Origin of the sequence: Streptomyces seoulensis (genome assembly GCF_004328625.1) — a bacterium.
GTDB lineage: Bacteria > Actinomycetota > Actinomycetes > Streptomycetales > Streptomycetaceae > Streptomyces > Streptomyces seoulensis.
Genome location: NZ_CP032229.1, coordinates 4,012,086 through 4,035,069 on the forward strand (window position 1 = coordinate 4,012,086; position 22,984 = coordinate 4,035,069).

The 22,984-nt window shown below is 68.3% G+C and carries 20 protein-coding genes; 14 read left to right on the plus strand and 6 right to left on the minus strand.

Annotated elements, in window-relative coordinates:
• The first annotated feature begins 62 nt into the window (after positions 1–62).
• The 8 genes from D0Z67_RS18795 to D0Z67_RS18830 all read left to right on the plus strand — a co-directional run bounded on the left by D0Z67_RS18795 (position 63) and on the right by D0Z67_RS18830 (position 11,643).
• On the plus strand, positions 63–1,580 hold the full coding sequence (locus tag D0Z67_RS18795) for a restriction endonuclease subunit S (protein WP_078873258.1): 1,518 nt from the start codon (positions 63–65) through the stop codon (positions 1,578–1,580).
• A complete protein-coding gene (locus D0Z67_RS18800; protein WP_031181001.1) occupies positions 1,577–3,220 on the plus strand; it encodes a type I restriction-modification system subunit M in 1,644 nt (547 codons plus the stop codon). Before D0Z67_RS18795 ends, D0Z67_RS18800 begins: the two co-directional genes overlap by 4 nt.
• A gap of 551 nt (positions 3,221–3,771) precedes the next feature.
• Complete coding sequence (locus D0Z67_RS18805; RefSeq protein WP_031181002.1) at positions 3,772–4,518, plus strand: hypothetical protein; 747 nt, start codon at positions 3,772–3,774, stop codon at positions 4,516–4,518.
• A gap of 63 nt (positions 4,519–4,581) precedes the next feature.
• Positions 4,582–6,201: an endonuclease NucS domain-containing protein gene (locus tag D0Z67_RS18810; RefSeq protein ID WP_078873260.1), complete on the plus strand. Its 1,620-nt coding sequence runs from the start codon at positions 4,582–4,584 to the stop codon at positions 6,199–6,201.
• Between the two features lie 418 nt (positions 6,202–6,619).
• A complete protein-coding gene (locus D0Z67_RS18815; protein ID WP_107059575.1) occupies positions 6,620–7,684 on the plus strand; it encodes a tyrosine-type recombinase/integrase in 1,065 nt (354 codons plus the stop codon).
• A gap of 64 nt (positions 7,685–7,748) precedes the next feature.
• Positions 7,749–8,870 (plus strand): tyrosine-type recombinase/integrase, encoded by a 1,122-nt coding sequence (locus tag D0Z67_RS18820; RefSeq protein ID WP_031181005.1) that lies wholly within the window; start codon positions 7,749–7,751, stop codon positions 8,868–8,870.
• Entirely contained in the window at positions 8,870–9,211 is a 342-nt protein-coding gene (locus D0Z67_RS18825) for a helix-turn-helix domain-containing protein (protein WP_031181006.1), read from the plus strand. The genes D0Z67_RS18820 and D0Z67_RS18825 overlap by 1 nt, the downstream gene beginning before the upstream one ends.
• Positions 9,208–11,643, plus strand: coding sequence for a site-specific integrase (locus tag D0Z67_RS18830; protein ID WP_031181007.1), 2,436 nt, complete (start codon positions 9,208–9,210; stop codon positions 11,641–11,643). Before D0Z67_RS18825 ends, D0Z67_RS18830 begins: the two co-directional genes overlap by 4 nt.
• Here D0Z67_RS18830 and D0Z67_RS18835 read toward each other — a convergent pair.
• The 5 genes from D0Z67_RS18835 to D0Z67_RS18855 all read right to left on the minus strand — a co-directional run bounded on the left by D0Z67_RS18835 (position 11,594) and on the right by D0Z67_RS18855 (position 14,789).
• Positions 11,594–12,163, minus strand: a complete 570-nt coding sequence (locus D0Z67_RS18835) for a GNAT family N-acetyltransferase (protein WP_031181008.1) — start codon at positions 12,161–12,163, stop codon at positions 11,594–11,596. The two genes, D0Z67_RS18830 and D0Z67_RS18835, sit on opposite strands and share 50 nt — an antisense overlap.
• 458 nt (positions 12,164–12,621) lie before the next feature.
• Complete coding sequence (locus tag D0Z67_RS18840; RefSeq protein WP_031181009.1) at positions 12,622–12,885, minus strand: type II toxin-antitoxin system RelE family toxin; 264 nt, start codon at positions 12,883–12,885, stop codon at positions 12,622–12,624.
• Positions 12,878–13,147 (minus strand): type II toxin-antitoxin system Phd/YefM family antitoxin, encoded by a 270-nt coding sequence (locus tag D0Z67_RS18845; RefSeq protein WP_031181010.1) that lies wholly within the window; start codon positions 13,145–13,147, stop codon positions 12,878–12,880. Before D0Z67_RS18845 ends, D0Z67_RS18840 begins: the two co-directional genes overlap by 8 nt.
• Positions 13,148–13,293: 146 nt before the next feature.
• On the minus strand, positions 13,294–13,590 hold the full coding sequence (locus D0Z67_RS18850) for a hypothetical protein (RefSeq protein WP_031181011.1): 297 nt from the start codon (positions 13,588–13,590) through the stop codon (positions 13,294–13,296).
• Positions 13,587–14,789 (minus strand): serpin family protein, encoded by a 1,203-nt coding sequence (locus D0Z67_RS18855; RefSeq protein WP_031181012.1) that lies wholly within the window; start codon positions 14,787–14,789, stop codon positions 13,587–13,589. Before D0Z67_RS18855 ends, D0Z67_RS18850 begins: the two co-directional genes overlap by 4 nt.
• A gap of 175 nt (positions 14,790–14,964) precedes the next feature.
• On the opposite strand from D0Z67_RS18855, the gene D0Z67_RS18860 reads away from it, so the two are divergent.
• The 6 genes from D0Z67_RS18860 to D0Z67_RS18885 all read left to right on the plus strand — a co-directional run bounded on the left by D0Z67_RS18860 (position 14,965) and on the right by D0Z67_RS18885 (position 21,454).
• Positions 14,965–16,056, plus strand: a complete 1,092-nt coding sequence (locus tag D0Z67_RS18860; protein WP_234312730.1) for a DUF4190 domain-containing protein — start codon at positions 14,965–14,967, stop codon at positions 16,054–16,056.
• A 158-nt stretch (positions 16,057–16,214) separates the two neighbouring features.
• Positions 16,215–16,967, plus strand: coding sequence for a GntR family transcriptional regulator (locus tag D0Z67_RS18865; RefSeq protein ID WP_031181014.1), 753 nt, complete (start codon positions 16,215–16,217; stop codon positions 16,965–16,967).
• 357 nt (positions 16,968–17,324) lie between these two features.
• Complete coding sequence (locus tag D0Z67_RS18870) at positions 17,325–17,516, plus strand: SPOR domain-containing protein (RefSeq protein WP_031181015.1); 192 nt, start codon at positions 17,325–17,327, stop codon at positions 17,514–17,516.
• 40 nt (positions 17,517–17,556) lie between these two features.
• A complete protein-coding gene (locus D0Z67_RS18875; RefSeq protein ID WP_031181016.1) occupies positions 17,557–17,967 on the plus strand; it encodes a (deoxy)nucleoside triphosphate pyrophosphohydrolase in 411 nt (136 codons plus the stop codon).
• Positions 17,968–18,120: 153 nt separating this feature from the next.
• Positions 18,121–18,549, plus strand: coding sequence for an ATP-binding protein (locus D0Z67_RS18880; protein WP_031181017.1), 429 nt, complete (start codon positions 18,121–18,123; stop codon positions 18,547–18,549).
• A 322-nt stretch (positions 18,550–18,871) separates the two neighbouring features.
• Entirely contained in the window at positions 18,872–21,454 is a 2,583-nt protein-coding gene (locus D0Z67_RS18885) for a SpoIIE family protein phosphatase (RefSeq protein WP_031181018.1), read from the plus strand.
• On the opposite strand, the gene D0Z67_RS18890 is transcribed toward D0Z67_RS18885, so the two are convergent.
• Positions 21,441–22,832 carry a hypothetical protein gene (locus tag D0Z67_RS18890; RefSeq protein ID WP_051887649.1) on the minus strand — a complete coding sequence of 464 codons (1,392 nt, stop codon included), beginning with the start codon at positions 22,830–22,832 and terminating at the stop codon, positions 21,441–21,443. The two genes, D0Z67_RS18885 and D0Z67_RS18890, sit on opposite strands and share 14 nt — an antisense overlap.
• Positions 22,833–22,984 lie beyond the last annotated feature (152 nt).

Consider the following 22,984-nt stretch of genomic DNA (forward strand, 5'->3'; position numbering starts at 1 on the left):
TGCCATTTGAGGGACTGTGAGGGAAAGTGGCGCTTACCGTTAGCCCCGCTGAGATTGTGCTAATGGCGGAGAAAGGAGGCAAGCCGGGGCTACTTGCAAAGCATTCATCATGGGATCGCGTGAGATGCGGCGATGTTGTGGAGATCGTCAATGGATTTCCGTTTCGCTCAAGTGGATTCAACGTAGACCGTCGAGGCACTCCTGTCATCCGGATTCGCGATCTCCTTCCAGGTGCAACTAATACGTTCTTCGATGGGGATTTCGACCCTGCCTTTATGGTCTCGCGCGGAGATCTATTGGTGGGGATGGACGGCGATTTTAGAGTGGCGCGGTGGGAAGGTGAAGGGGCCCTTCTGAATCAGCGCGTCTGCAAGCTAGTGGTTCGAGAGGAAGAGCTCTTCGACGAGCGCTTCTTGATGTATGCTTTGCAGGGTTATTTGAAGGCGATTCAAGATCGCACGTCAGCCGTTACCGTGAAGCACCTTTCATCTCGTACGATTCAGGAAATCCCTCTTCCGCTCCCTCCTCTGGCCGAACAGCACCGGATTGTCGAGGCCCTCGAAGAGCAGCTCTCTCGACTCGACGCGGCAGAGGCGCAGATTTCTTCAGTGCTTCGGCGTAGCGCAGGACTGGAAAAGAAGTGGCTGGATGCCCTGGCGGTTGGCCGGAGCGTGAGGCGAACCGGAACGGAAGACCTCGATTCCCTGGAGGAATCAAAAACCGGACGCTTCGATGATGAGAATCTTGCTGAGCTTCCGCATGGGTGGAAGTGGCGTCGAGCGTCCGCTGTGTGCGAACAGATTGTGAGTGGCTCAACCCCAAAGCCTCACCTTATGTCGCCAGGTGGCGGAGATATCCCTTTCTTGAAGGTGTACAATATCTCGCGGCGTGGATCGGTTGACTTCTCTATCGATCCAACCTTCGTAGGGGTCGAGACGCATAATGGTCTACTTAAGCGCTCCAGGGTAATCCCTGGCGATGTTCTGACGAATATCGTCGGCCCCCCCCTGGGGAAGACGGCAATGGTTCCTGACGTATTCCCCGAGTGGAATATTAATCAGGCGATTGTGTCGTTCCGTGCCGGCCCTGATCTGACGCCGCGATGGCTAACTCTCGTTCTGTCGTCTCCTTACATTTTGGGCATGCTTAAGCGGACTTCGAAGGCCACGGCCGGTCAATTCAACATTGCGGTGTCGACGTGCCGCGATCTGCCAATCCCCTGCCCGCCGATTGATGAGCAAGAGAAGCTTAACGAGGCAGTAGAGCAGTGGTTGACTCTGAGTGAGAACGTGAGGGGCGCTGTCGCGAATTCGGGGGTTAGGGCCACGGGGTTGCGAACGGCCCTACTCAGGAGAGCATTCGCTGGCGGCCTGGTCCCGCAGGACCCCGCCGACGAGCCCGCCGCCACGCTCCTCGCCCGCATCGTCGCGAAGCGAGAGGCCGCCAAGCCCGTCCGCAAGGCGACCAAGCGGGCCGCTCGCCCGCGTAAGGCGACCGCTGCCGCAGCGGCTATGAAGGCCCCGCCCGCTCCAACCTCCGCCCCCACCAATTCCGTTCAGCAGGAGTTGTTCGACCAGTGACTGCGCATGCATCCGACACCACCGCTGAGAACACCGCGGACGACGCTGCCACGCCCTCCGCTGACAGCGTCCTTCTCACCGAGACGCCGAAGTCAAAGAAGGCCGCTGCGCAGACCAACACGTTGGTCGCAAAGCTCTGGACCTACTGCAACGTCCTGCGTGACAACGGCCTGTCCACTATTGAGTACGTTGAGCAGCTTTCGTACCTGCTCTTCCTGAAGATGGTCGACGAGATCGAGAACGACGAATGGGGTGGCCGTGACCTCAGTGCTCTTGTGCCTACCGACTACAATTGGCAGTCGCTTGTTAGCAAGCGTGGTGCAGAGCTCGAGGCGCACTACCGCGCCATCCTGGAGCATCTCGGCCGTAAGCCTCACACCACCATCGGCACGATCTTCGCTGATGCTCAGAACCGGATCACCAAGCCCGCGCTGCTCGAGAAGCTGGTAGTCGAGCTGATCGGCCGCGAGGAGTGGACGGTCACCGGCACTGACCTCAAGGGTGACGCCTATGAGGGCCTGCTCGCCAAAGGGGCCTCGGACACAAAGACGGGCGCTGGACAGTACTTCACGCCGCGCGCGCTCATCGACGCGATGGTGGACGTGACCCGGCCGGGCCCGGACGACACCATCACCGACCCCGCCTGCGGTACCGGAGGCTTCCTGATCGCTGCCCACGCGTACGTCACCCGGCACCACGTCCGGGACATGGATATCGACGCCCGCAAGGCGTACGACAGCGGGTCCAAGATTTGGGGCAACGAGCTGGTCACCGGTACAGCCCGCCTTGCCGCCATGAACATGCTCCTGCACGGCATTGGCAAGAGCGACGGCCCGAGTCTGATCGATGTCGGCGACGCGCTTGCTGAGAAGCCGAGCGGCCGGCATGCGAGTCTGGTCCTTGCCAACCCTCCGTTTGGTCGGAAGTCCGCGATCACTGTGATCGGTCAGGACGGCGAGCTGGAGAAGGAAGACATTCAGTACGACCGTGACGACTTCACGGCCACCACGACTAACAAGCAGCTCAACTTTCTTCAGCACATTATGTCGTTGACGGCAGTCAACGGCCGGGCCGCCGTCGTCCTCCCGGACAACGTCCTCTTCGAGGGCGGCGCGGGCGAGAAAGTCCGCCGCAAGCTCCTTGACGAGTTCGACCTGCACACGATCCTGCGCTTGCCTACCGGCATCTTCTACGCAGGCGGTGTCAAGGCCAATGTACTGTTCTTCGACAAGAAGCCCCCGCGTGCCGACGGCAAGCCGCACACCACCGTCACCTGGATCTACGACTTCCGCACCGGTCAGCACTTCACCATGAAGCAGCGCCCGCTGACCCGCGCCCACCTGGACGACTTCGTCGCCAGATACAAGGCAGGCGAGCCACTGACTGCCCGCGTCGCGGACGAGGACGAGAACGGCTGCTGGAAGCCTTACGCGTACGAGGACTTGATCGGGCGGGACAAGGTCAACCTCGACATCACGTGGATGAAGGACCCGGCCCTTGATGACGCGGACAGCGACCTAGAGCCGGAGGTCATCGCCGAAGAGATCGTACGCGATCTCCAGTCTGCCCTAGCGGAGTTTGCTGCCATCGCAAAGTCACTGGGCGCGGATGTGGACGTACCAGAGGCGGAAGAGGTCTAACGACGGCCGGAACGTTCGCCGTCAACCAGCCGGAGAGCTGCAACGCCAAGTGCCTTACGACTCTCCGGCGTTATCGTGCGATGGCTGTCGACTATTTGTCTTAGGTATGGCGATGCTGAAGCCTCTACGATGCGCCGGCCTCGATGCTGAAGCAGCGGCGGCAGGTGCCACGATGGGCAGTGGACCCTCTGGGCCACCCTTCCCGAGACAGCGCAAACGGCAACTTCTGCTACGTCTTTCTTGCGCTGGTAGTGAACTGGTGTGGGTCGCTCGGCGTACGGCCCTGCAGCAGCTGCGGTCGCCGGGCCGTGCCACGGAATCTTTGGCCGAGCCCTGTGGGTGAGCCTGACTGGACCCGTACGTACTGCGGAGCGCTCCAGAATCCTGCTGGAAGGGTGTGGAGGGCCAGATTTTGAGGCCGAACCGACTAGATCGAGCCACAACCGGCCATGATCCGTAAAGCCGCTTGACTGGCCTCTGCGCAGTGCAGGGAACATTAGGAGTCCACACCCCGAAGCTCCCGTCCTTCCACGCGCCGCACAGAGGTATGCATGGCCATCGCGCACCCCCAGACCCGTCAGTTCGAGTCGTTCGTCACGAACCTGTCGTACGCACGCCAGATGGTGCGAGCAGGGCAGGCACTAGAGGTGCTCAGTCCCAAGGGCATCGATACCGGCGATTTCTACCGGGCCGCCTGGGTGCAGTCCATCGCTGCCCTCGAACACTGGGTCCAAGAAGAGGTGTTACGCCGGGTCGCCGAGGAAGCTGCTAAGGACGACCCGGAAATGCCGCGGAAGCTCCGCGACTACCCGTTGCCGCTCTACTGCCTGGAGAGGGTGCAGCGGGGCGAATCGACCACCTCAGAGGTGGTCGCAGAGAGGGTGCGCCAGGACATCGCCCGGCAGACTTTGCAGAACCCGGACGCCATCGCGAAGGTGATGGCGCTCGTCACCAATGTCAAGGTGTGGCGGGAGGCGGCGAAGTGGGTCAACCGGTGGAGCCAGTACCGCACTTCATACGATGAGAAGCGGCTGCGCGGTAAGTACATCCTGTTGCTCCGCCGTCGAAACCAGATTGCACACGACGCGGACCTGATCGACGGCGACCTCAAGCAGCGCCGGCCGATCGGCGAGGCTGATGTCACGGATGCGCTGAACTGGATCGAGCGAATCGTGCTCGCGCTCGCGTACGCACTGGACGGAGAGGCTTCCAGCCCCTCTGGGCTTCCAGCTCCAGACCCGACTTCGGTCGAGGCTTCGGAAGCGACGGGTGGAGATCAGCTGCGCCAGACTGACTGATCGTTTTGAGCTCTGCGAACACGTCCTAGGATCCTTGTCAGTCCTCTGGCTTAGCCTTCGGCCATGCGACCGCCTCTTGAGAACGTTCTGCGCAATGCGCTCGTAAGGAACCTGGAGTTGATCGAGCCGGGGCTCCGTCCGGTTCAGCTCGGGGAGTACCCGCTCCCCAATGCCCATGGTACGAGGGGCAGCATCGACATCTTGGCTCGCGATCGCCATCAGATGTGGGTGGTCATAGAGCTGAAGCGGTCCCGGTCCAGTGCGCGACAGGCCCTGCACGAAGTCAACAAGTACACGGAGCTTCTCTGCCGGGAGAAGAACCTCGCGCCGGACCGTATCCGCGCCGTGATCGTGGCCATGCCGGATGACTGGGATGAGCTCCTGGTCGCTGTCAGTCACGCGGCACGTGACTGGAGCCATGATCTTCGCGGGTACCGGCTTCTCCTGGACGGTAGCGGTGCCCCTGCAGGGGCTGAGCGGGTGGAGCTACTGCGTCGAGCGTTCGAGCCTCGGGTTACCCCCATCCACAACCTGTTCTTCTTCACTTCGAAGGAACAGCGCGATCAGGGCTGGAAGATCATCAGTAAGGTTGCGGACGAGCTTGGGAAGCTTGACCTACTAGCGGCGGATCTGGACCGGGTGGCGGAGAAGCACTACATCCCTGCGCCTTTCGGCCTGTACCTTGCGGTAGGCCGGGTGGACGAGGAAATTGCCTCGGAAGAGCTCCTGGACGGTTACGACGGGCCAGAGCCTTTTGCCGTCGAGTGTCAGGCTGAGTACCTTGCCCTGTGCGCCATCTGCAATCGCCTTGCGCGCAGCGAGATGCGCGGCATGAACATGGAATCTGCTCAGCCAGGATTGCTTAAAAATCTTGCCGACAACCCCAACTGGGCCATACGAGGCTTCCGAGGTACCGGCGCTTACGACGATACTGCTGCCTTCGAGCAGCAGGACCTGTTCCGCTTCCTTACCGGGGACGAGCGAGGGGATAGCCAGGTCCTTTACACAGGTACCGCCAGCCCGCAAGTAGCGAACCGCTGGAAGGCGTTTCGGCAGGAGATTCGACAAAGCCTTGCCGGCAACCATGAGTGGGAGTCACTGGTGGAGAGCTGGCTAGACGAAGTGAGCCCAAAGGTCGGTGACGGAGACATCGGGCTGCACGTCTACAACCCGTGTGACCTCCTGCAAGTAATCATCCACGGCTGGCCCGACCGGATAGAGGAGCTTCTGCCGATGGTCATGGGTGAAGCTGTACCCCGGCACGGTCTGCGCAGTTCGGTGCGCGGTGCCCTTTGTTGGAACGGGCGAGGCATGTCGCTCCCTGATGCAGTACGGCTCGTGTATCGAGACCCCTTGTTCCTCATGAGCAACACGTACGCGGGGACGGTGTGGGAACGCGACCGCGAGCTCTTGGATCTCCTCGGGCTGCACTACGTACTCCTGGAAAGTATCGGCCCCGCCCGGTCTGAGGCATCTGAATCCGACGAGCACCGCATCTGGGTGCAGCACCAGCAGGGTGCTCGAGTCTATTCCTCGGCCTCGAATCCTCGCGAGTACAGACAGGCGTTTGCCAGCATCGCGGCTGATGGTGAGATCGTCTCAGTTGGGCAGTACATCGTCAGGCACTCCCGCGAGGCGGAGATCGTGGCCAGGGAGTACCGCGCTTTCGTCCATGCCATGTAGTAGAAGTCGATCGCAACCGAGAGTGACTTTGTGCCTTGGTGATGCGTCGCAAATATGGTGGTAGCCGAGAGACGTCTGTCGATTTCTGTGGCCGGTTGCTGTCGGCACCGCCTATGTGTCACCGGGCGGATTCGCTGAGAAGAGTGGATTGGTAGCGCGCTTCTTGCACGCATGTGAGGTGGTGGTCACCATCTCAAGAGCAGAGTCCGGCAGATCGGGGTGGCGGTTGGCGAGCGTCTTTCAGCGGTGCAAGCGGGATGCCCGAGACGGGAACTACCCCTGCTTGCGCCCAAGGTGCGGCCATGCGTGGACTGTGAGGTATCGGGAGTCGGGCGGCAGACGGGGGCGGCAGCGGGAGAAGTCGTTTCCGCGGAGGATCGGCCTGGACGGCGCGGACGCCTTTGCTGCCGCTGTGGAGATGGACAAGCAGACTCGCGTGCGCGTCGATCCTGCCCGCGGTGCTGTGACCTTGTCGGCCTGGGCCGAGGAGTGGCTTGAGCGACGAGTCATCGGTGAGGCGACCCGCTGTAACTACGAAGGGTTCGTTCGCAACCATCTCGTGCCGAGCCTTGGTCGTAAGCCGTTGGCAGGGTTGGCGCGGCGGGACTTTGAGAAGTTCGTCAAGGACATCTACCGAGGCGGTGCGGGGCTGGCTGCATCGACAGTGAACGACCGCATGGTCCTGGTGGCTGCCATCATGGAGGCGGCCCTTGTCGACAAGCGCATCACGGAGAACCCTGCCCGAGGCATCCGGATATCCCGTAGGGATGCTGTGACAGCGGACGAGGACGCAGTGCCGACGCCGACCGAGGTGGATCTGATCGCCGCGCACATCACGCCACAGTTCCGCCTCGCCGTCTACCTTCAGTCCGGCACAGGGCAGCGACCAAGCGAGGCCCTGGCCTTCTCCACCGAGTGCAGGCGGTCTGGCTTCGTCAGAGTCCGATGGCAGGTCAGCGCCAAGGCGCACCACGAGGACTGCATGGCACCCTTCGTCCCCCTCAAGCATCGACTGGATAAGGAGTACCGAGACATCCCAACCGCCCTGTTTGTCGAGCAGGAGATCGATGCTCATCTCCGCAGGTGGAAGCCGGTGCCTGTGGTTTTTACCGGGCAAAAGGGCAAACGGATGCGACTCGAGACCTTCTTTGCCCCGCGTCAGCCTGGCGCCGTGGTGATGCCGTCCATCGCGTCCTACGGCTACCAATTCAAGAAGGCATGCCTCCTGGCCGGCCTGGTCGATCTGGACGGCAAGGCCAAGTACACGCCTCGCAGCCTGCGGCACTTCTTCGCCTCCACCGCCCTGGCCAACGGTGTGCCGATCCACGAGGTGTCATGCTGGCTCGGGCACCGTTCGGTCAAGACGACGGTCGATATCTACGGGAACCCTCAGGAATTGCATCAGACGGGCGAGAAGTTGCAGGTCGCGAGGTCAGGGCAGGGTCCGACGAGGACTCTACCCTCCTGCAACTTGGCGGCTTGAGCTGGGAGTTTGGCGATCAGATCCCATCTGATGCAGGATTTGCCCTCTGAAGGGGAGGGTGAAAGTGGGTCTACAGCGACGCGCCGACCTGGCGGGGGCAGCTCACCTGGAACTGGTCTCCGGGGTGGCCCAGCTGCGTCCGCAGGACGCGATGGTCGAAGCCATGGTGCGGGGCTGGCGGGCCCAACAAGCCGCTCGCGGGCTCCGTGAGGACACGGTCACCGCCCGGGAACGGCTCGTACGGCGGTTTCTGGAGCACACCAACGAATATCCGTGGGCCTGGACGCCCGGCCACGTGGACGAGTGGTCACTGTGGCTGACCAGCGAGAAGCACCTCGCGCCGTCCACGATCCGCAGCTATCAGGGCAGCCTGCGCCTGTTCAGCGAGTTCTTGATCGACGGCCGCTACGGCTGGTCGATGGCCTGCGAGGACGCCTTCGGCACTCACCCCGTGGCCATCTGCCACGAGTGGAACACCATCGCCCACCTCAACGACTACGAGGGGCGCCCCGAGGCGAGGCCGTTCACCCGCGAGGAGATCCAACGCTTCCTCGACTACGCCGACGACCAGGTAGAACGGGCGGTACGGGCCAAGCGCAAGGGAGCCCTCGCCGCCTACCGCGATGCCACCCTCTTCAAGGGCATCTATGGGTGGGGTCTGCGCCGGACGGAGACATCGAAGCTGGATGTGGTCGACTTCGGGCGGAACGCGAAGGCACCGCAGTTCGGCCGGTACGGCACCCTCAACGTCCGCTACGGCAAAGCGAAGAAGGGGCAGCCGCCGCGCCGTCGGAACGTGTTGTCGGTGATGGATTGGGCGGTAGACGCGGTCGCCGACTACGTGGAGAACGTACGGCCGCGGTTCGGCTGCGAGGATCACCCCGCCTTGTGGGTGACCGAGCGGGGCGGCCGGGTCAAGCCGGCGGAGATCAACGCCCGGTTCGTCGCCTACCGCGACGCGCTGAAGCTCCCGAAGGCGCTGACTGTCCACTCCGCTCGCCACTCCTACGTAACCCACCTCACAGAGGACGGGGTTGACCGCCGGTTTCTCCAGCAGCAAGTCGGTCACGAGAATGACAGCTCCACCGCTATCTACACCCACGTCAGCGACGACTTCATGAACACCATGCTCCACAGGGCACTTGCGCCCGCGCTCGCCCCGTTCCCCGCAAACAAGGATCGCTGATGGCCGCGAAGCTCGACTACCACTGGCACTTGCGCAAGATCATGGCCGACCGAGGGCTCTTCTCCACCACCGACCTCATCCCGCTACTGGACAAACGGGGCATCACCCTGTCGTCCAGCCAGGTCTACCGGCTCGTCGTCGAGCGCCCCGAGCGGCTCAGCCTGAAGATCCTCATGGCCCTGCTCGACATCCTCAACTGCACCATGGACGACCTCATCGAGCCGACCGCCGCGGCGGGTGCCGGAACCGCTACCCGAACAAGGAAGGCTGTCGGTGCCGAGGCAGGCGTCGGTGACCTGCGACCCAAGCGAGCCCGCATCCGCGGTTTCGAGCGGCCGTGACCGCACCCGGACACCCCGAGCGGGCCGTCTCCGACCCGATCGGGCTCATTGCGGACCTGGTCGCGGCCATCGAGCATCAGCTGGAGCCGGACCGGATCCGTGCCGTGGTCGCGAGCGTCGCGGGCGGACGCTCGAAGTCACGCCTCCTCGCGGCACATCTCACTGAGCATCCTCGCGTGCTGAACGACGGTCGCTCGCCGGCGCCCAGGGCCGTCGGCGACCTGCTCATCGCCCTGCGTGAGGCCGGGGCCCAGACGGTCTCGCCGCCGTGTTGCGCCGAATGCGGCAGGCAGATACGAACGCTCCAGCGCCGCGGCCAGGACTGGTACTGCTGGAACTGCGGGCGGCCACAGCCCGAGCCGTGTGCTGCCTGCGGAAACACCCGCCGGGTCGCTTCACGCGACCGGACCGGGCGGCCCCGATGCGGCAAGTGCCCGGACGACGACGGACGCGACCCCATCGCAGTGATCGGCGCCCTGATCGCTGAACTGGATCCGCAGACCGAACGGGAGACGGTCTCCAACGCGGTCCGTCGATCGGCACCTCGTCCCTCCTACCAGCGGAAACTTGCCTGGGCCCTGGAATCCCACCCAGCTCTGCTGACCGGCGACGGCCACCTCGCACCCCACCGCGCGATCCTCAAGCTGATCGACCTGCTGCACGAGGCCGGCATCGCCGGGATCGTCCGGCCGTCCTGCCCCGGCTGCCACAGAGTCGTACGCATCGACAAGCCTCTGGACGGAAAGCGGGTCTGCCGCATGTGCATCTCCCACTCCCGCATCGAGGAGTGCTCGGGATGCGGAGCCCGCCGAGAGCCCGCCACCCGCGACGACCAAGGCCGGCCAATGTGTCCGAACTGCCTGGTCAGCGACCCGGCGAACCTGGAGACCTGCATCAACTGCGGCCGACGAAGGGTCGTGAACACCCGCACACCGGACGGCCCGCTCTGCCAAAGCTGCCCCTCCCTGCCCACCGCGACTTGCAGCATCTGCGACGCGGAGAAACCCTGCGGCACCTCCCGGACTACGGGTCGGCCATGGTGCCTGGACTGCCAGCGTCACTCCGCACCGTGCTCGGCCTGCGGCGGCGTCGAAGCAGTCGTCTCCGGCACTCTCGACCAGCCCCTTTGCCTGCGCTGCACCGCGACTGAGGTCTGGCACGCCTGCCCCACCTGCAGCGATCCCGATTACCCGCACCCCGGCCAGTGCGCTCGTTGTCTCATCAATCGGCGCCTCAACGACCTCCTGGGCCCTCCGTCCGATGCCCTCCACCCCGGTCTCGAAGCCCTGCGGAACAACATCGCCACCACCGAGCACCCACTCACCGCCAAGCGGTGGCTGAACAAGCCGTCCGTGTCTCCGGTCCTGGCCGACCTCGCGGCCGGCAGACGAGCCCTGACTCACGAGGCCCTCGACGAGCTGCCCGACAGCCCGCCCCTCGCCCACCTCCGCCAAGTCCTCGTCGGCGTCGGTGCCCTGCCCGAGCGGGACGAGTACATGGTCCGCCTCGAACGTTTCCTCACCGGCCTTCTCGCATCACAACAAGACCCCGAACAGCGCAAAGTCCTGCACCAGTACGCGATATGGCACCTGGTCCGTCGACTACGCCGACGCAGCAACGGCCGCCCCCTGACCCCGCAGCAGTTCACATCCGCGCGTCAACGCACCCACGCGGCCGTCGCCTTCCTCACCTGGCTTCAGGCTCACGACCTCGCCTTGGCGACGTGCCGACAGGCCAACCTCGACCAGTGGCTCACCGACGACTCCGCGACCTACCGCCACACAGCCGGGCACTTCGTCCGCTGGGCTCGCACCAACAAGCTCACCACCGTCCACGTCCCCGCTGTCCGCTGGCACGGCCCCACCCAACCACTCGATGACGAGCACCGGTGGAACGTCGCACGCCGACTCCTGCACGACGACACCGTCAAACCCGAAGACCGCCTCGCAGGACTGTTTCTCCTCCTCTACGCACAAGGGCCATCAGCGATCCACCGACTGACCATCGAAGACGTCGAGTTCGGCGCTCAAGAGGTACGTCTCCACCTCGGTAATGCACCCGTTCAGCTGCCCGAGCCCGTCGCCCAGCTGGCCCGCACCGTCGCCGCGAACCGCAAGGGGCACGCGACCATCGGCGCCCTGGCTCCGTCTCCATGGCTCTTCCCCGGCGGCCAGCCCGGACGCCCGATCAGCACCACACAGCTGACCCAGCGCCTGAACCAGCTCGGGATCCGGCCCAACCAGGCCCGCAGCACCGCGCTCTTCCAGCTCGCCACCGAGATCCCCGCCGCGATCCTCGCCCGCACCCTCGGCATCCACACCGACGTCGCCGTCGCCTGGCAACGACTCTCCGCTGGCGACTGGGCAACCTACGCCGCCGAAGTCAGCAAGCGGCCGGTGAGGACAGATCAGTCCCCAGCATCGAATACATGATCATGTCCCGACGCTCCTCACCCACCTGCTGCCAGCTGCGAAGCAGACCCTCACGCTGGAAGCCCACGCGCTCAGCCGTCCGCTGCGAGGCGGCATTCCACGGCTCGACATACAGCTGAAGACGAGGAATCTGCAGGTCACCGAGGGCCCAGGCGGTGACCGCTCGAAGGGCTTCCGCAGCAACCCCCTGGCCACGAGCCGAGCCGACCACCCAATAGCCCAGCGACGCGCGGCCCTCGTTCAACTCTCTCAGCCACAGGCCGACCGTCCCGAGCGATCGGCCGTCCGCAACCCGCACGATGACGAACGGATACCCACTGCCAGTGGACGCCCGCTCCCACTGCCGTTGAACGAAGGCTTCGCCCGCTTCCTGCGAGTACACCGACGGAACGGTCGTGATCAACGGGATGTAGTCGTCGCTCGACGCCTCCCGGACGAGAGGCAGATCACCGAGCTCCCAGGAGCGGAGCACGAAACTGTCGCCTGCAACCAGGCGCGGGACGTCCAAAGGGGCAACCATGATCACATCCTGCCGAGGTCCCCGCCGGGACGCACTCCCATTTCACCGCCGTGACCAAGGCATTCGGACAGTTCCAATACCCGACGTCACCATTACATCTGCTGCCCAGTGCGTGGGAACGCTGCCGGGAGATCTTGCAGCGCTCCATGCGGCCACTGCCCCCGGATGTGACGTCCCTGCCGTCAGAGGAGGCGAGCTCGGGCGTCGGCAACCGAGCTGTGTAGGCACACGAGGGCTGGCTGGTCTGCGTGGTGCTGGGATAGAACGCCCGTGCTGGGATGGTGCTGGGATGCCCACTGCTAGAACCGCGTTTCCGCAGGTGGGAGCTCTACACTACAGGTTCCGCTTCAACGTGTAGCCGTTCGCTTACTAAGCGTCAGGAATTGAGTCAAACGTACACGTCGGAAGGGGTTGGGCTCTGTCGAGCCCGACCCCTTCCGACGTGTAGTCAGCGGTGGTCAGGTGCTGTAAACGGTGGACCGGTGCCCCACGTGAACGACCCAGATCACCAGTTCTCCGTTGTCGATCGTGTAGACGACGCGGTAGTCGCCCACCCGTAGGCGCCGACGATCCGGCTCGGACACGAGTGCGGTGGTGTTGATACCGAGTGGGTCGCTTTCCAGCTCGGTCAGCTTGGCCAGGATGCGCAGCGCCGTCTCGCGCGGGATCTTTCGAAGCTCGGCCTGTGCCTCGGGGCGGAAGACGGTTCGGTACTCACTCACTGCGCGCCAGCGTCTCCCTCATGATGTCCTCGATCGGGATGCCGGGTGCGGAGCTGGCCATGCGCTCGTCGATGATCCGATTGATCTCGCGCTCTTCCCACTCCTGGTACTTGCGCAGCACCTCGATGGAGACGACAGCGGCGACTTCCTTGCCGCGGCGCGTGATCACCGTGGGTATGTCGTCGCGGTCGGCGCGCTCCACGACCTCCGCCAAATGCGCGCGCACGTCGCGGATGCTCTCTATGGGCAGCGGCTGTGTCATGCGCTCAAGCGTACCGAGTGTCCCATGTGTACACAACGGGAAGGGAGTGGCGGGTGGCTGGAGTGGCTGGGCAGGCCAGGAACCCCCAGCTCAGGGGCCAGATCTTCGGGTCTGGCCCCTTTCTGGTCTCTCCGGGTGGATCAGCCTCACGCGCGGGCCAGGACCCGGCACCTTCCGCACGCCTTTCGCAGGAGCAGCAACGCTCCGACGTTCAGGGCGCTTGCTGTCAGGTGGAAGGTCAGGGCGGGGAGGGTGGCGGTGGTGGGGCTCGGGGTGGAGGGGGGTGTGGACATCCACGCGATGGTCGTCGCGATGGACGACGGCATGGCGGTGAGGGTCCACAGGGCCGTGGCCGGGTACGCGACCGCGTCGAAGGGGAGGGACGCGGCGAGGCTCAGGGTGAGCAGCATTGCCGCGTACAGGGAGATCAGGTGCTTGGTCATGACGTGCTCGCAGGGCGGAGGTGCATCGCCGGGTAGGGAACGGGGCTCGCCACCCAGCCCGATGTGAGCAGGAGGCGGGGGGAGCGGGTGGTGGTGAGGAAGGCGAAGGGGCGGTCGTAGGTGAGGGTGAGGACCGTGGTGGTGTGGGAGGGGGGTAGGGGGGCGGAGCCCGGGGTGGCCGTCACCGCCGTCACCGCTCCCGCTCGGAAGCCCTTCGCGCTGAACTGGGCCACCGCCGACTGGCGGGCCGCGCCGATCGTCAGGGGGGCGTCCGCGATGCCGGGGAAGTGGGCTTGCGGGGTGGTCGGGAGGCCGAAGAGGGGTGGGTCGGCCAGGAGGTCGTGGTCGGCGCGGACCTCGTACGCCACCGTGCGCACCTCCAGGGCGATCGGCTCCGGGCTCGCGGACGGGCGTTGCTCCACGTACAGGCCAGGGCCCACGTGGCCCAGGGGGAGGCGGCCGCCCTCGGTGGCCGGGAGCGTGCGCTCGACCAGGCCCACGCCGGCCGTGATGACCTGACCCGGTGTCATGCCCTCCTCGCCGAGGACGAGGTGGACATCGATGCCGTTGTCCCCGGGGACGGTCAGCGCGGTGACATGGCCGGCCGGGGTCGCGGCCACGCCCACCCGGTCCGGCCGTACCGACCTGCGGAACAGGCCGAGCAGCGTACGGCCGCGCCACGGCCCGTGCTCCGGGCGCAGCGGCAGCTCGGTGAAGGGCTGGCGCCAGGTCGTGCGCAGGGCGAGGGCGCTGGCCAGCAGCAGTTGCGCGTCCCGGGTCAGCTTCAGCGGCATCCGCTCGACCAGGCCGCCGGTGCGCTCGGCCGCCCACGCGTCCAGGCGTTCCTGCGCGGTGAGCAGATCGTCCCCGAACGTGCCGTACGTGCCCGCCGGCAGCCCGGCGCGCCAGTCGTCCCGGAGTCGCAGCGACTGCTGGGTCCAGAGGCCGAGGGCCGCGTCCAGGCCGGTCACCGAGGCCATGTCGGTGAGGAGTTCGCGCGCCGCCGAGGCCGCCACCTCCGCCGGGACGCCCAGTGCCTCCGACAGCTCCGCCCGTGCCCGCCCGCCCGCGCCGTCCGCCAGGAAGGCCAGCAGCGGCCACACCCCGGCCGCCGAGAACACCGTCCCGTCGTCCGCCGCGACCGTCCGCGCCCACCGCACGGTGAGGGCGTTCACCGCCCGTATACCGGCGCCGCTCATCTGGTCCCCCACGCCCTGCCCGCCCCCATGTCCGTTCCGCGCGCCGTCCGTTCGGGGACCGAAACCGTTTTCCGGTCTTGTCCGGACCCGCTTACCATGCGCGCATTCGTACGGTAGCCCGCCCGAGCCTCCTCGTCCGCCCCGGCTGCCGCAACTCGTCCCGGAAACGGTACCGGTGTCCATATCCCCTGCCCGCGAACCCGGCGACCCCCAGGGCCCGCAGAGCCCTTACGGAAGCCCCAGCCCCTACTGGACACCCGCACCGCCCACCCCCACCAACCCCTTCGCCATCGCCTCCCTCGTCACCGGCATCCTCTGCTGCGTCCCCGGCGTCGGCCTGCTCCTCGGTGTCGTCGCCCTGCTCCAGATCCGCAAGCGGGGCCAGCGCGGCCTGGCCGCGGCCGTCGTCGGGAGCACGCTTTCCGGGATCGCCCTGGTGACCACGGTCCTGCTGCTCACCACCGGCGCCCCCGGCTGGATATGGCGGAACGTCAAGGACGGCGTGCGCGAGAGCGCGAACCTCTCGCTGGCCAAGGGCGACTGCTTCGACACCGACGACGGCCGGCTGAAGGACGCCGTCTACGGCGTGCGCACGGTGCCCTGCGCGGGCGCCCACGAGGGCGAGGTCTTCGGCACCTTCACCCTCGCGGACGGTCCCTACCCCGGCGAGAAGGCCGTACGGGACGCCGCCGAGCGCTGCGTGGACCAGCGGCAGTTCTACGCGATGGACGAGTGGGCCGTCCCCCAGTACGTCGACGCCGTCGATCTGTCGCCCTCCAGGGAGACCTGGGCCTTCGGCGACCGCACGGTCACCTGCGTGTTCAGCGGCGTCACCGGGCACGGCACCCTCACCGGCTCGCTCCGCGCCGACCAGACCACCCTGAACGCCCACCAGATCGCCTTCCTGGACGCCGCCCGGACCCTGAACGACGCCATGGGGACCGCCCCCGACGCCGTCGACGTCGAGGACGACCTGCCCGGCCACAAGGCGTGGGCCCGCCGCGTCTCCACCGTCCTGGCCGACGGGGCGCACGCCCTGCGCGCCCACGCGTGGCCCGCCACCGCCCGCGCGCCCCTGGCCGCGCTGACCGCGCGCATGGACAAGGCCCGTGCCCAATGGGACCAGGCGGCCCGCGCCGGGGACGCCGACGCGTTCTACCTGCCGTACGACGCCGGGCTCACCCTGATCGAGCCGCGCGCCGTCGTCCCCGCCCGCAAGGCCCTGAAGCTGGCGACCACCCCGCCCGGCGGCGGCGCCGAGGTGTGATCACGGCCCAGCGGGGGAGCCATGGCCGGAGAAGTCGCTGGACGCGGGTGTGCGCCGCCGCTCGTCATCACATCGAGTGATTCTCTGGCCTTTGCTTGCATGGCACAACCCACGGTTGCCACGCTGTTGCTGTCTGTACAACCTGATGGGAGCGGCCCGTGACATTCGGTGAGCAGCCGGCGTACCTGCGTGTGGCGGGTGATCTCCGCCAGAAGATCGTCGACGGTTCACTGCCGCCTCATACCCGCCTCCCGTCGCAGGCCCGCATCCGCGAGGAGTACGGCGTCTCGGACACGGTCGCGCTGGAGGCCCGCAAGGTGCTGATGGCCGAGGGGCTGGTCGAGGGGCGGTCCGGCTCGGGGACGTATGTGCGCGAGCGTCCGGTGCCGCGCAGTGTGGCGCGCTCGGGCTACCGCCCCCAGGGGGGCGCCACCCCCTTCCGGCAGGAGCAGGCCGACGCCACCGCGCGCGGCACCTGGGAGTCCAGCAGCGAGCGCGCCGAGGCCGGCGCCGGCGTCGCAGAGCGGCTCGGGATCAAGCCGGGCGAGCGCGTGATGCGTACCAAGTACCTGTTCCGGGACGCCGGGGAGCCGATGATGCTCTCCACCTCCTGGGAGCCGCTCGCCGTGACCGGCCGCACCCCGGTCATGCTGCCCGAGGAGGGCCCGTTGGGCGGGATGGGCGTGGTCGAGCGGATGCGCGCGATCGACGTGATCGTGGACAACGTCACCGAGGAGGTCGGCGCCCGCCCCGGCCTCGCGGAGGAACTCCTGCTGCTCGGTGGCGTTCCCGGCCATGTCGTCCTCGTCATCCAGCGCACCTACTACGCCTCGGGCCGCCCGGTGGAGACCGCCGACGTGGTCATCCCGGCCGACCGCTATCAGGTCGCGTACCACCTCTCCGTGCGGTAGCGGGCCCGAGTGAGGTAGCGCACAGGGGACGCGCTCCCCGAGGGCGTGCCCCGGCGTACGAATCCCGCGCCCCGCCTCGCCGCTCCGCGGTGAACCGGCCGTCGCCCCTGGTGGGCGGCGGTCGCGGTCGTTTCCGGGGGCACTGCCGGGGTGCGGCGCGTTCGATTCCGTGCGCCCCCCTGCGTTCTGGCCGGTTGCGTACCTCTTCGTGAAAAGCCGTATTCGCTGTGTGAAGGTTGGGCGTACGCTCGGGCATATGCGTATTGCGGTTTCCTCGGGCGGGACACCTTGGAGCCCCGGAGCGGAGAGCGGGTGGGGCGGGTGCTTAGGGGCACGGGAAGGGAAACGGTGGGGGCGATGAACGAGGGTGCGGTCATTCTGCCCTGGCTCGTCATACGGCAGGACGACAACGGCAATCGCTACCGGGTCGGCCGGTACGCGACGCGGGCGGAGGCCCAGAAGATCGCCGACAGTCTCGACGGCCACGGGCACAAGCAGCTCTACAGCGTGGAGCGCGTGAGCCAGCACGGCGAGAGCACGCGCAACTGACGAGGCCGGCCGGGCGCCGCGCTCCCGTAGGCTCCGGACCATGACCGAACGGATCGTGGTGGTGGGAGCCGCCCTGCTCGACGGGGACCGGCTGCTCGCCGCGCGGCGCAGCGCGCCCCCGGAGCTGGCCGGGCGCTGGGAGCTGCCCGGCGGCAAGGTCGAGCCCGGCGAGCGGCCCGATGACGCCCTCGTGCGCGAACTGCGCGAGGAACTCGGCATCGAGGCCGAGGCGGTCGAACGCGTGCCGGGGGAGTGGCCCCTGAAGAACCCTTACGTGCTGTGGGTGTGGACCGCCCGGCTCCGTCCGGGTTCCCCCGGACCCGAGGCCCTCCAGGACCACGACGAACTGCGCTGGCTCACCCCCGGTCACCTCTGGGACGTGCCCTGGCTCGACCAGGACGTCCCGGCCGTCCGCGAGATCGCCGCACGCCTCGGCGCGCAGGCGCGCTGACCGGCGTACGGGGTGTGTCGCCCGGCGTACGGGGCCGGACCCCGGCCGGGACCCGGCGGCTGTACGCCGTTCGTGCCACAGTGCCCCGGCCCGCGCGGTACTGGTCACTGGATACCGGGTATGTGGCCAGTAACCCCATGAAATCGGACATGGGTGGGCCCGCTTGCCTGGGAAGTGATCGGCGTGTTCGACACCGAGGGCGACTGCGCCGAGTGGACGTTCCCCTCGGAACCCGGCGCGGTGCGCGCGGCCCGTGCCGCTGTCCGGGGCCAGTTGGGCCGCTGGCATCTGGAGTCCCTGGCCGATCTGACGGCGCTGCTGGTCAGCGAGCTGGTGACCAACTCCCTGCGGCACGCGGACGGCCCGATCGGACTGCGCCTGGTGCGGCCGGCGGGGCTCGGCGGGGTGCTGCGGGTGGAGGTCTCCGACCAGGTGCCGGACCCGCCGCGCGAGCGGACCGCGCGGCCCGAGGACGAGAGCGGGCGCGGGGTGGCGCTCGTCGCCGGTTCCTCCGCCCGCTGGGGCACCCGGCCCGGCGGGAACGGCAAGACCGTCTGGTTCGAACTGGCCATCCCCGAATGATGCCCGCCCAGGCCCCACGACCCGGAGCGCGGGCGGGGGCATCAGGGGCACAGCGGGGTGAGCCGGGGGTGCGGAGGGGGTGCGCGCGCCCCCGCGTGGGTCGGCTCGTGCCCCGGTGCGCAAGCGCGTTGCCGGGCGCGTGGTTCGAGGCCGTGTTCGCTGGTTAGAAGACTGGAAGTGTTGTCGCGGCGCGGTCCGGAAGGCACCCGTACCGAGCTGTGATCGTGAACACCGTGTCGTGCGGCGCCGTAGTGCTGGATACTGCGGGCAGCCGCCCCCGGTGACCGGTGCCGGACGCGGTGAGCTGGAGGGGACGGTTCGCGTGAGCGAGATACCAGCGAAGGCCACGGAGTCCGAGGACCCGTCGGGCGGCGCGAGGAGCCGGGCCGCCGAGGAGGCGGCCCCCGCTGACATGTGGCAGAGCAGTCCGCCCGGCTCGATCTACGACTACATAAAGGTCGCGTCCTTCTCCCTCAGCCCCGGCGGGCTGATCGAGCAGTGGAGCCTGCGCGCCGAACAGCTCTTCGGCATCCCCGCCCACCGGGCCGTGGGCCTGGACCCGATCGAGGCGTTCGTCGATCCCGACCTGCGCAGTCGCGGCCAGCGGAAGATGGCCGAGATCCTGGACGGGCGGGAGTGGACCGGTGTGGTCCCCTTCCGGATGCCGGACGGCGAGGACGGCTCGCGCGGCGAGGAGGGCATGGCGGAGGTCTATGTCATGCCCACCCGTACCGCCGAGGGCGACAAGGCCGCCGTCTGCATCGTGGTGGACGTGCGGACCCTGCGCAGCATCGAGACCGACCTCGCCGCCTCGCAGGCGATATTCGGCCAATCTCCGTTCGGGTTCCTGCTGATCGACACCGATCTGCGGGTGCGCCGGGCCAACACCCGGTTCGCGTCGATCTTCGGCGGCACCCCGGACGACCACCGGGGTAAGAGCGTGCGCGACTATCTGCCGCGCGCCGAGGCCGACCGGGTCTCGGCCACCATGCGCCGGGTGCTGGAGTCCGGCGACTCCATCACGGACATGCACGTCACCGGGTTCGTGCCGGACTCCGACGAGCGCCGGCACTGGTCCATCAACCTCTACCGGGTGCACAGCGGCAGCGGGCGCCCCATCGGTGTGGCCTGGCTCGGCACCGACATCACCGCCCGGCGCGAGGCCGCCCGCGAGGCCGCCTCCGCGCGGCGCAACCTGGCCCTGCTGAACGAGGCCGGCGCCCGCATAGGGAATTCGCTCGACCTGGAGACGACCGCCCGCGAACTGCTCGACGTGGTCGTCCCCGGCTTCTGCGACCTGGCCACCGTCGACCTCTACCAGGCCCTGCTGACCGGCGACGAGGCGCCGCCCAAGCTGGCCGACGGCAGCGCGGAGCTGCGCCGGGTCGCCTTCGCCAGCGCCGTCTCCGACGCGCCCTTCGGCGGGTCGGGGGAGCGGGTGGAGCTGGGCGCGGTGCACCGCTTCCCGTTCAACTCCCCGTGCGCGGACGCCCTGCGCACCGCCCGGCCGCAGCGGGTGCCCGCCGAGGAGGGCGGGCTGGTGCAGTCCACGCTCGCCGTGCCGATGGTCGCGCACGACACCGTGGTGGGCATCGTGCAGTTCGCCCGCACCAAGGGCAGCGAGCCGTTCGGCGACCGGGACCGCGACCTCGCGGTGGAGCTGGCCGCGCGCGCCGCCGTCTGCATCGACAACGCCCGGCTCTACCGCCGCGAGCACGAACGCGCGCTGATACTCCAGCGGTCCCTGCTCCCGCCCGGCGACCCCGAGGCGTCCGGCCTGGACATCGCCTGCCGCTATCTGCCGGGCAACGCGGCCACCGAGGTCGGCGGCGACTGGTTCGACGTCATCGAACTCCCCGGCCACCGCACGGCGTTGGTGGTCGGCGACGTGATGGGACGCGGGCTGCGCGCGGCCGTGGCGATGGGCGAACTCCGTACGGCGGTACGCACCCTGGCCCTGCTCGACCTCGAACCGGCCGAGGTGCTCTCCGCGTTGGACGAGATCGCCCGGGGTCTCGGCACCCCCGGCGGGGTCCAGCAGGCCACCCGCGCGGCCCGCCAGCCGCGCGACGCCGACCTGTGCGAGGTCTACCTCGCCACCTGCGTGTACGCGGTCTACGACTCCGTCACCCGGCGCTGCACCTTCGCCAACGCGGGGCATCTCCCGCCGGTGCTGGTGGAGCCCGGCGAGGCCGCGCTGATGCTGGACGTGCCGCCCGGGATGCCGCTGGGCGTCGGCGGCGAGCCGTTCGAGGAAGTGGAGGTCGAGCTGCCCGAGGGCGCCCTGCTGGCCCTCTACACCGACGGCCTCGTGGAGTCCCGCGACCATCCGCTGGACGAAGGGCTCCAGGCGTTCGTGCAGGCGCTCACCGACCCCTCCCGACCGCTGGAGGACGTCTGCGACCACGTGCTGAACAGCCTCGACACCCGGCACGGTGAGGACGACATCGCGCTGCTCATGGCCCGCGTCCAGGGCCTGCCCACCGAGTCGGTCGGCGACTGGACGCTGCCCCGCGAGCCGCGCAGCGTGGGCCGGGCCCGCGAGTACGCGCGGGCGCAGCTGCTGAGCTGGGACCTGGAACCCCTGGTCGACACCACGGAACTCCTGGTCAGCGAGCTGGTGACCAACGCCCTGCGGTACGGCGAGGGCGAGATCAGGCTCCGGCTGCTGCTGGACCGCACCCTGGTCTGCGAGGTCTGGGACGCCGGTCTGGTCCAGCCCCGCAGGCGGCGCGCCCGGGACACCGACGAGGGCGGACGCGGCCTGCAACTCGTCGGCCTCCTCAGCGCCGCCTGGGGCTCCCGCCGCACCCCGCGCGGCAAGACGGTCTGGTTCGAACTCCCCCTGCCGGGCGCCGACAGCCCCCTGACCGACCCGGCGGAGGCCCTGCTCAGCCTGTTCTGAACCTTCCGGTGCCGGATTCCGGGAGGCCGTGGGTGCGTACGTCGCGTTCGGCCAGTTCCAGGGCGCGGTGGGCGAGGACGGCTGCCTCGACGGGGTGGGGGGCGGCGAGGGTGCGTACGGCGGCGGTGAGCAGGGAGCGGGGGTCGGCGCCCACCGCGCCCCGGTGCACCGCGACGAAGTCCTCCCCCTCGCCGAGGGCGGCCCGCGCCACGAGGTCGGCGGCGGTGTCCAGCACCCCGCTCCGGGCACCCGGCAGCCGCACCAGGGCGCGGGTGATCCGGCGCAGCGCGTCCAGCGGGTCGTACGGGCCCGCCGTCAGCTCCGTGCGCACGGCGGCCAGGGTGTCGTCGGCGCCCGACGGCACCGGTGTGCCCGTGGCCCGCGCCTCCGCCAGCACCGCCTCCGCGCCGGTCAGCGCGGCCGGGACCAGCGCCGCCGCCTCCCGCAGCCGGCGGGCGGTACGGTCCACGCCCGCGAGCAGAATCCCGGCCTGCGCCACCGCGCCCTCGGCGACCCGGAGTTGGCGTACCGCCTCTTCCTCCTCGCCCAAGTCGGCCGCGCGGCGGGACTCGTTCAGCCGGGCGGTGGCGAACACCAGCCGGTCCATGGCCTCTTCGACGCAACCGGCGACCCGCGCGCCGACCGAGGGGCCGTACCGTTCGCGCAGCTGCGACACCGTGGCCCGCGCGGCCGCCGCACGTGCCGTCAGCCGGCGGAACGCCCCCTCCGCCACCTCCAGCGCCGGGGCCAGCTCCGCCCGGCGCAGCCGGTCCAGCTCACCGGCCCGCGCGTCCAGCACCCGTCCCGCCTCCGCACACCGGCCGACGATCCCGGCCAGGGCCTGCCCCCGGTCGCCGGACTCGCCCTCCGCGTACCGGTGCCACAGGGCGAAGGCGGCGGAGAGCTCCGTGCGGGCGGCGTGGACCGCCCGGCGGAAGGGGGCGAGGGTGCGCTCGTCCAGGAGCGCGGCGGCGAAGGGCAGCTCCTCCTCGCTCGCCCGGACGCTGTCGTCCGCCTCGACCAGGGCCGCGCGGGCCCGGCGGTCGGACTCGGCCGGGGTGGGGGCGGCGGTCGCGGAGGGGACGGCCCCGGAGGCGCGGCGGCCCCGGCGTACGTAGCTGTACGCGGCCACCACCCCGGCGGTGCCGAGCACGGCGACCGGGAGGATCAGGTCGACGGCGGAGGACTCGTCGTCCCGGGGCGCGGCGGGAGCGGCCGTCGTGTGCGGAGGGGACGCGGTCGCCGGTTCCTGCGCCGCGAGCACCGGGATGGCCAGCCAGCCCGCGCCCGCGACCGCGCCGACGAGCGCGTGCGCGAGCCGTACGCGTATGTGCGCCGTGGCGTGCCGGGGGCGGCCCCGGACCAGGGATGACGTCACTTTGGGAGCGTATGGGTGGGTTCGCTGCCCCGCGAGCGGACGAGGTTGCGCCGCACGGGTGGGGTTGCCGCGCGGCGCGGTCGTGTCGCCCCGTTTCCCCCGGTGCGGTCGTTTTCAGTGGGTGCATAGATCTGATCAGCTCCATATACCGC

Coding starts and splice junctions, on each gene's coding strand:
- D0Z67_RS18805 (WP_031181002.1), top strand. CDS start 3,772: ATGGCCATCGCGCACCCCCAGACCCGTCAGTTCGAGTCGTTCGTCACG.
- D0Z67_RS18810 (WP_078873260.1), top strand. CDS start 4,582: ATGCGACCGCCTCTTGAGAACGTTCTGCGCAATGCGCTCGTAAGGAAC.
- D0Z67_RS18845 (WP_031181010.1), bottom strand. CDS start 13,147: ATGACACAGCCGCTGCCCATAGAGAGCATCCGCGACGTGCGCGCGCAT.
- D0Z67_RS18815 (WP_107059575.1), top strand. CDS start 6,620: ATGGACAAGCAGACTCGCGTGCGCGTCGATCCTGCCCGCGGTGCTGTG.
- D0Z67_RS18875 (WP_031181016.1), top strand. CDS start 17,557: ATGACCGAACGGATCGTGGTGGTGGGAGCCGCCCTGCTCGACGGGGAC.
- D0Z67_RS18870 (WP_031181015.1), top strand. CDS start 17,325: ATGAACGAGGGTGCGGTCATTCTGCCCTGGCTCGTCATACGGCAGGAC.
- D0Z67_RS18795 (WP_078873258.1), top strand. CDS start 63: ATGGCGGAGAAAGGAGGCAAGCCGGGGCTACTTGCAAAGCATTCATCA.
- D0Z67_RS18825 (WP_031181006.1), top strand. CDS start 8,870: ATGGCCGCGAAGCTCGACTACCACTGGCACTTGCGCAAGATCATGGCC.
- D0Z67_RS18855 (WP_031181012.1), bottom strand. CDS start 14,789: ATGAGCGGCGCCGGTATACGGGCGGTGAACGCCCTCACCGTGCGGTGG.
- D0Z67_RS18835 (WP_031181008.1), bottom strand. CDS start 12,163: ATGGTTGCCCCTTTGGACGTCCCGCGCCTGGTTGCAGGCGACAGTTTC.
- D0Z67_RS18850 (WP_031181011.1), bottom strand. CDS start 13,590: ATGACCAAGCACCTGATCTCCCTGTACGCGGCAATGCTGCTCACCCTG.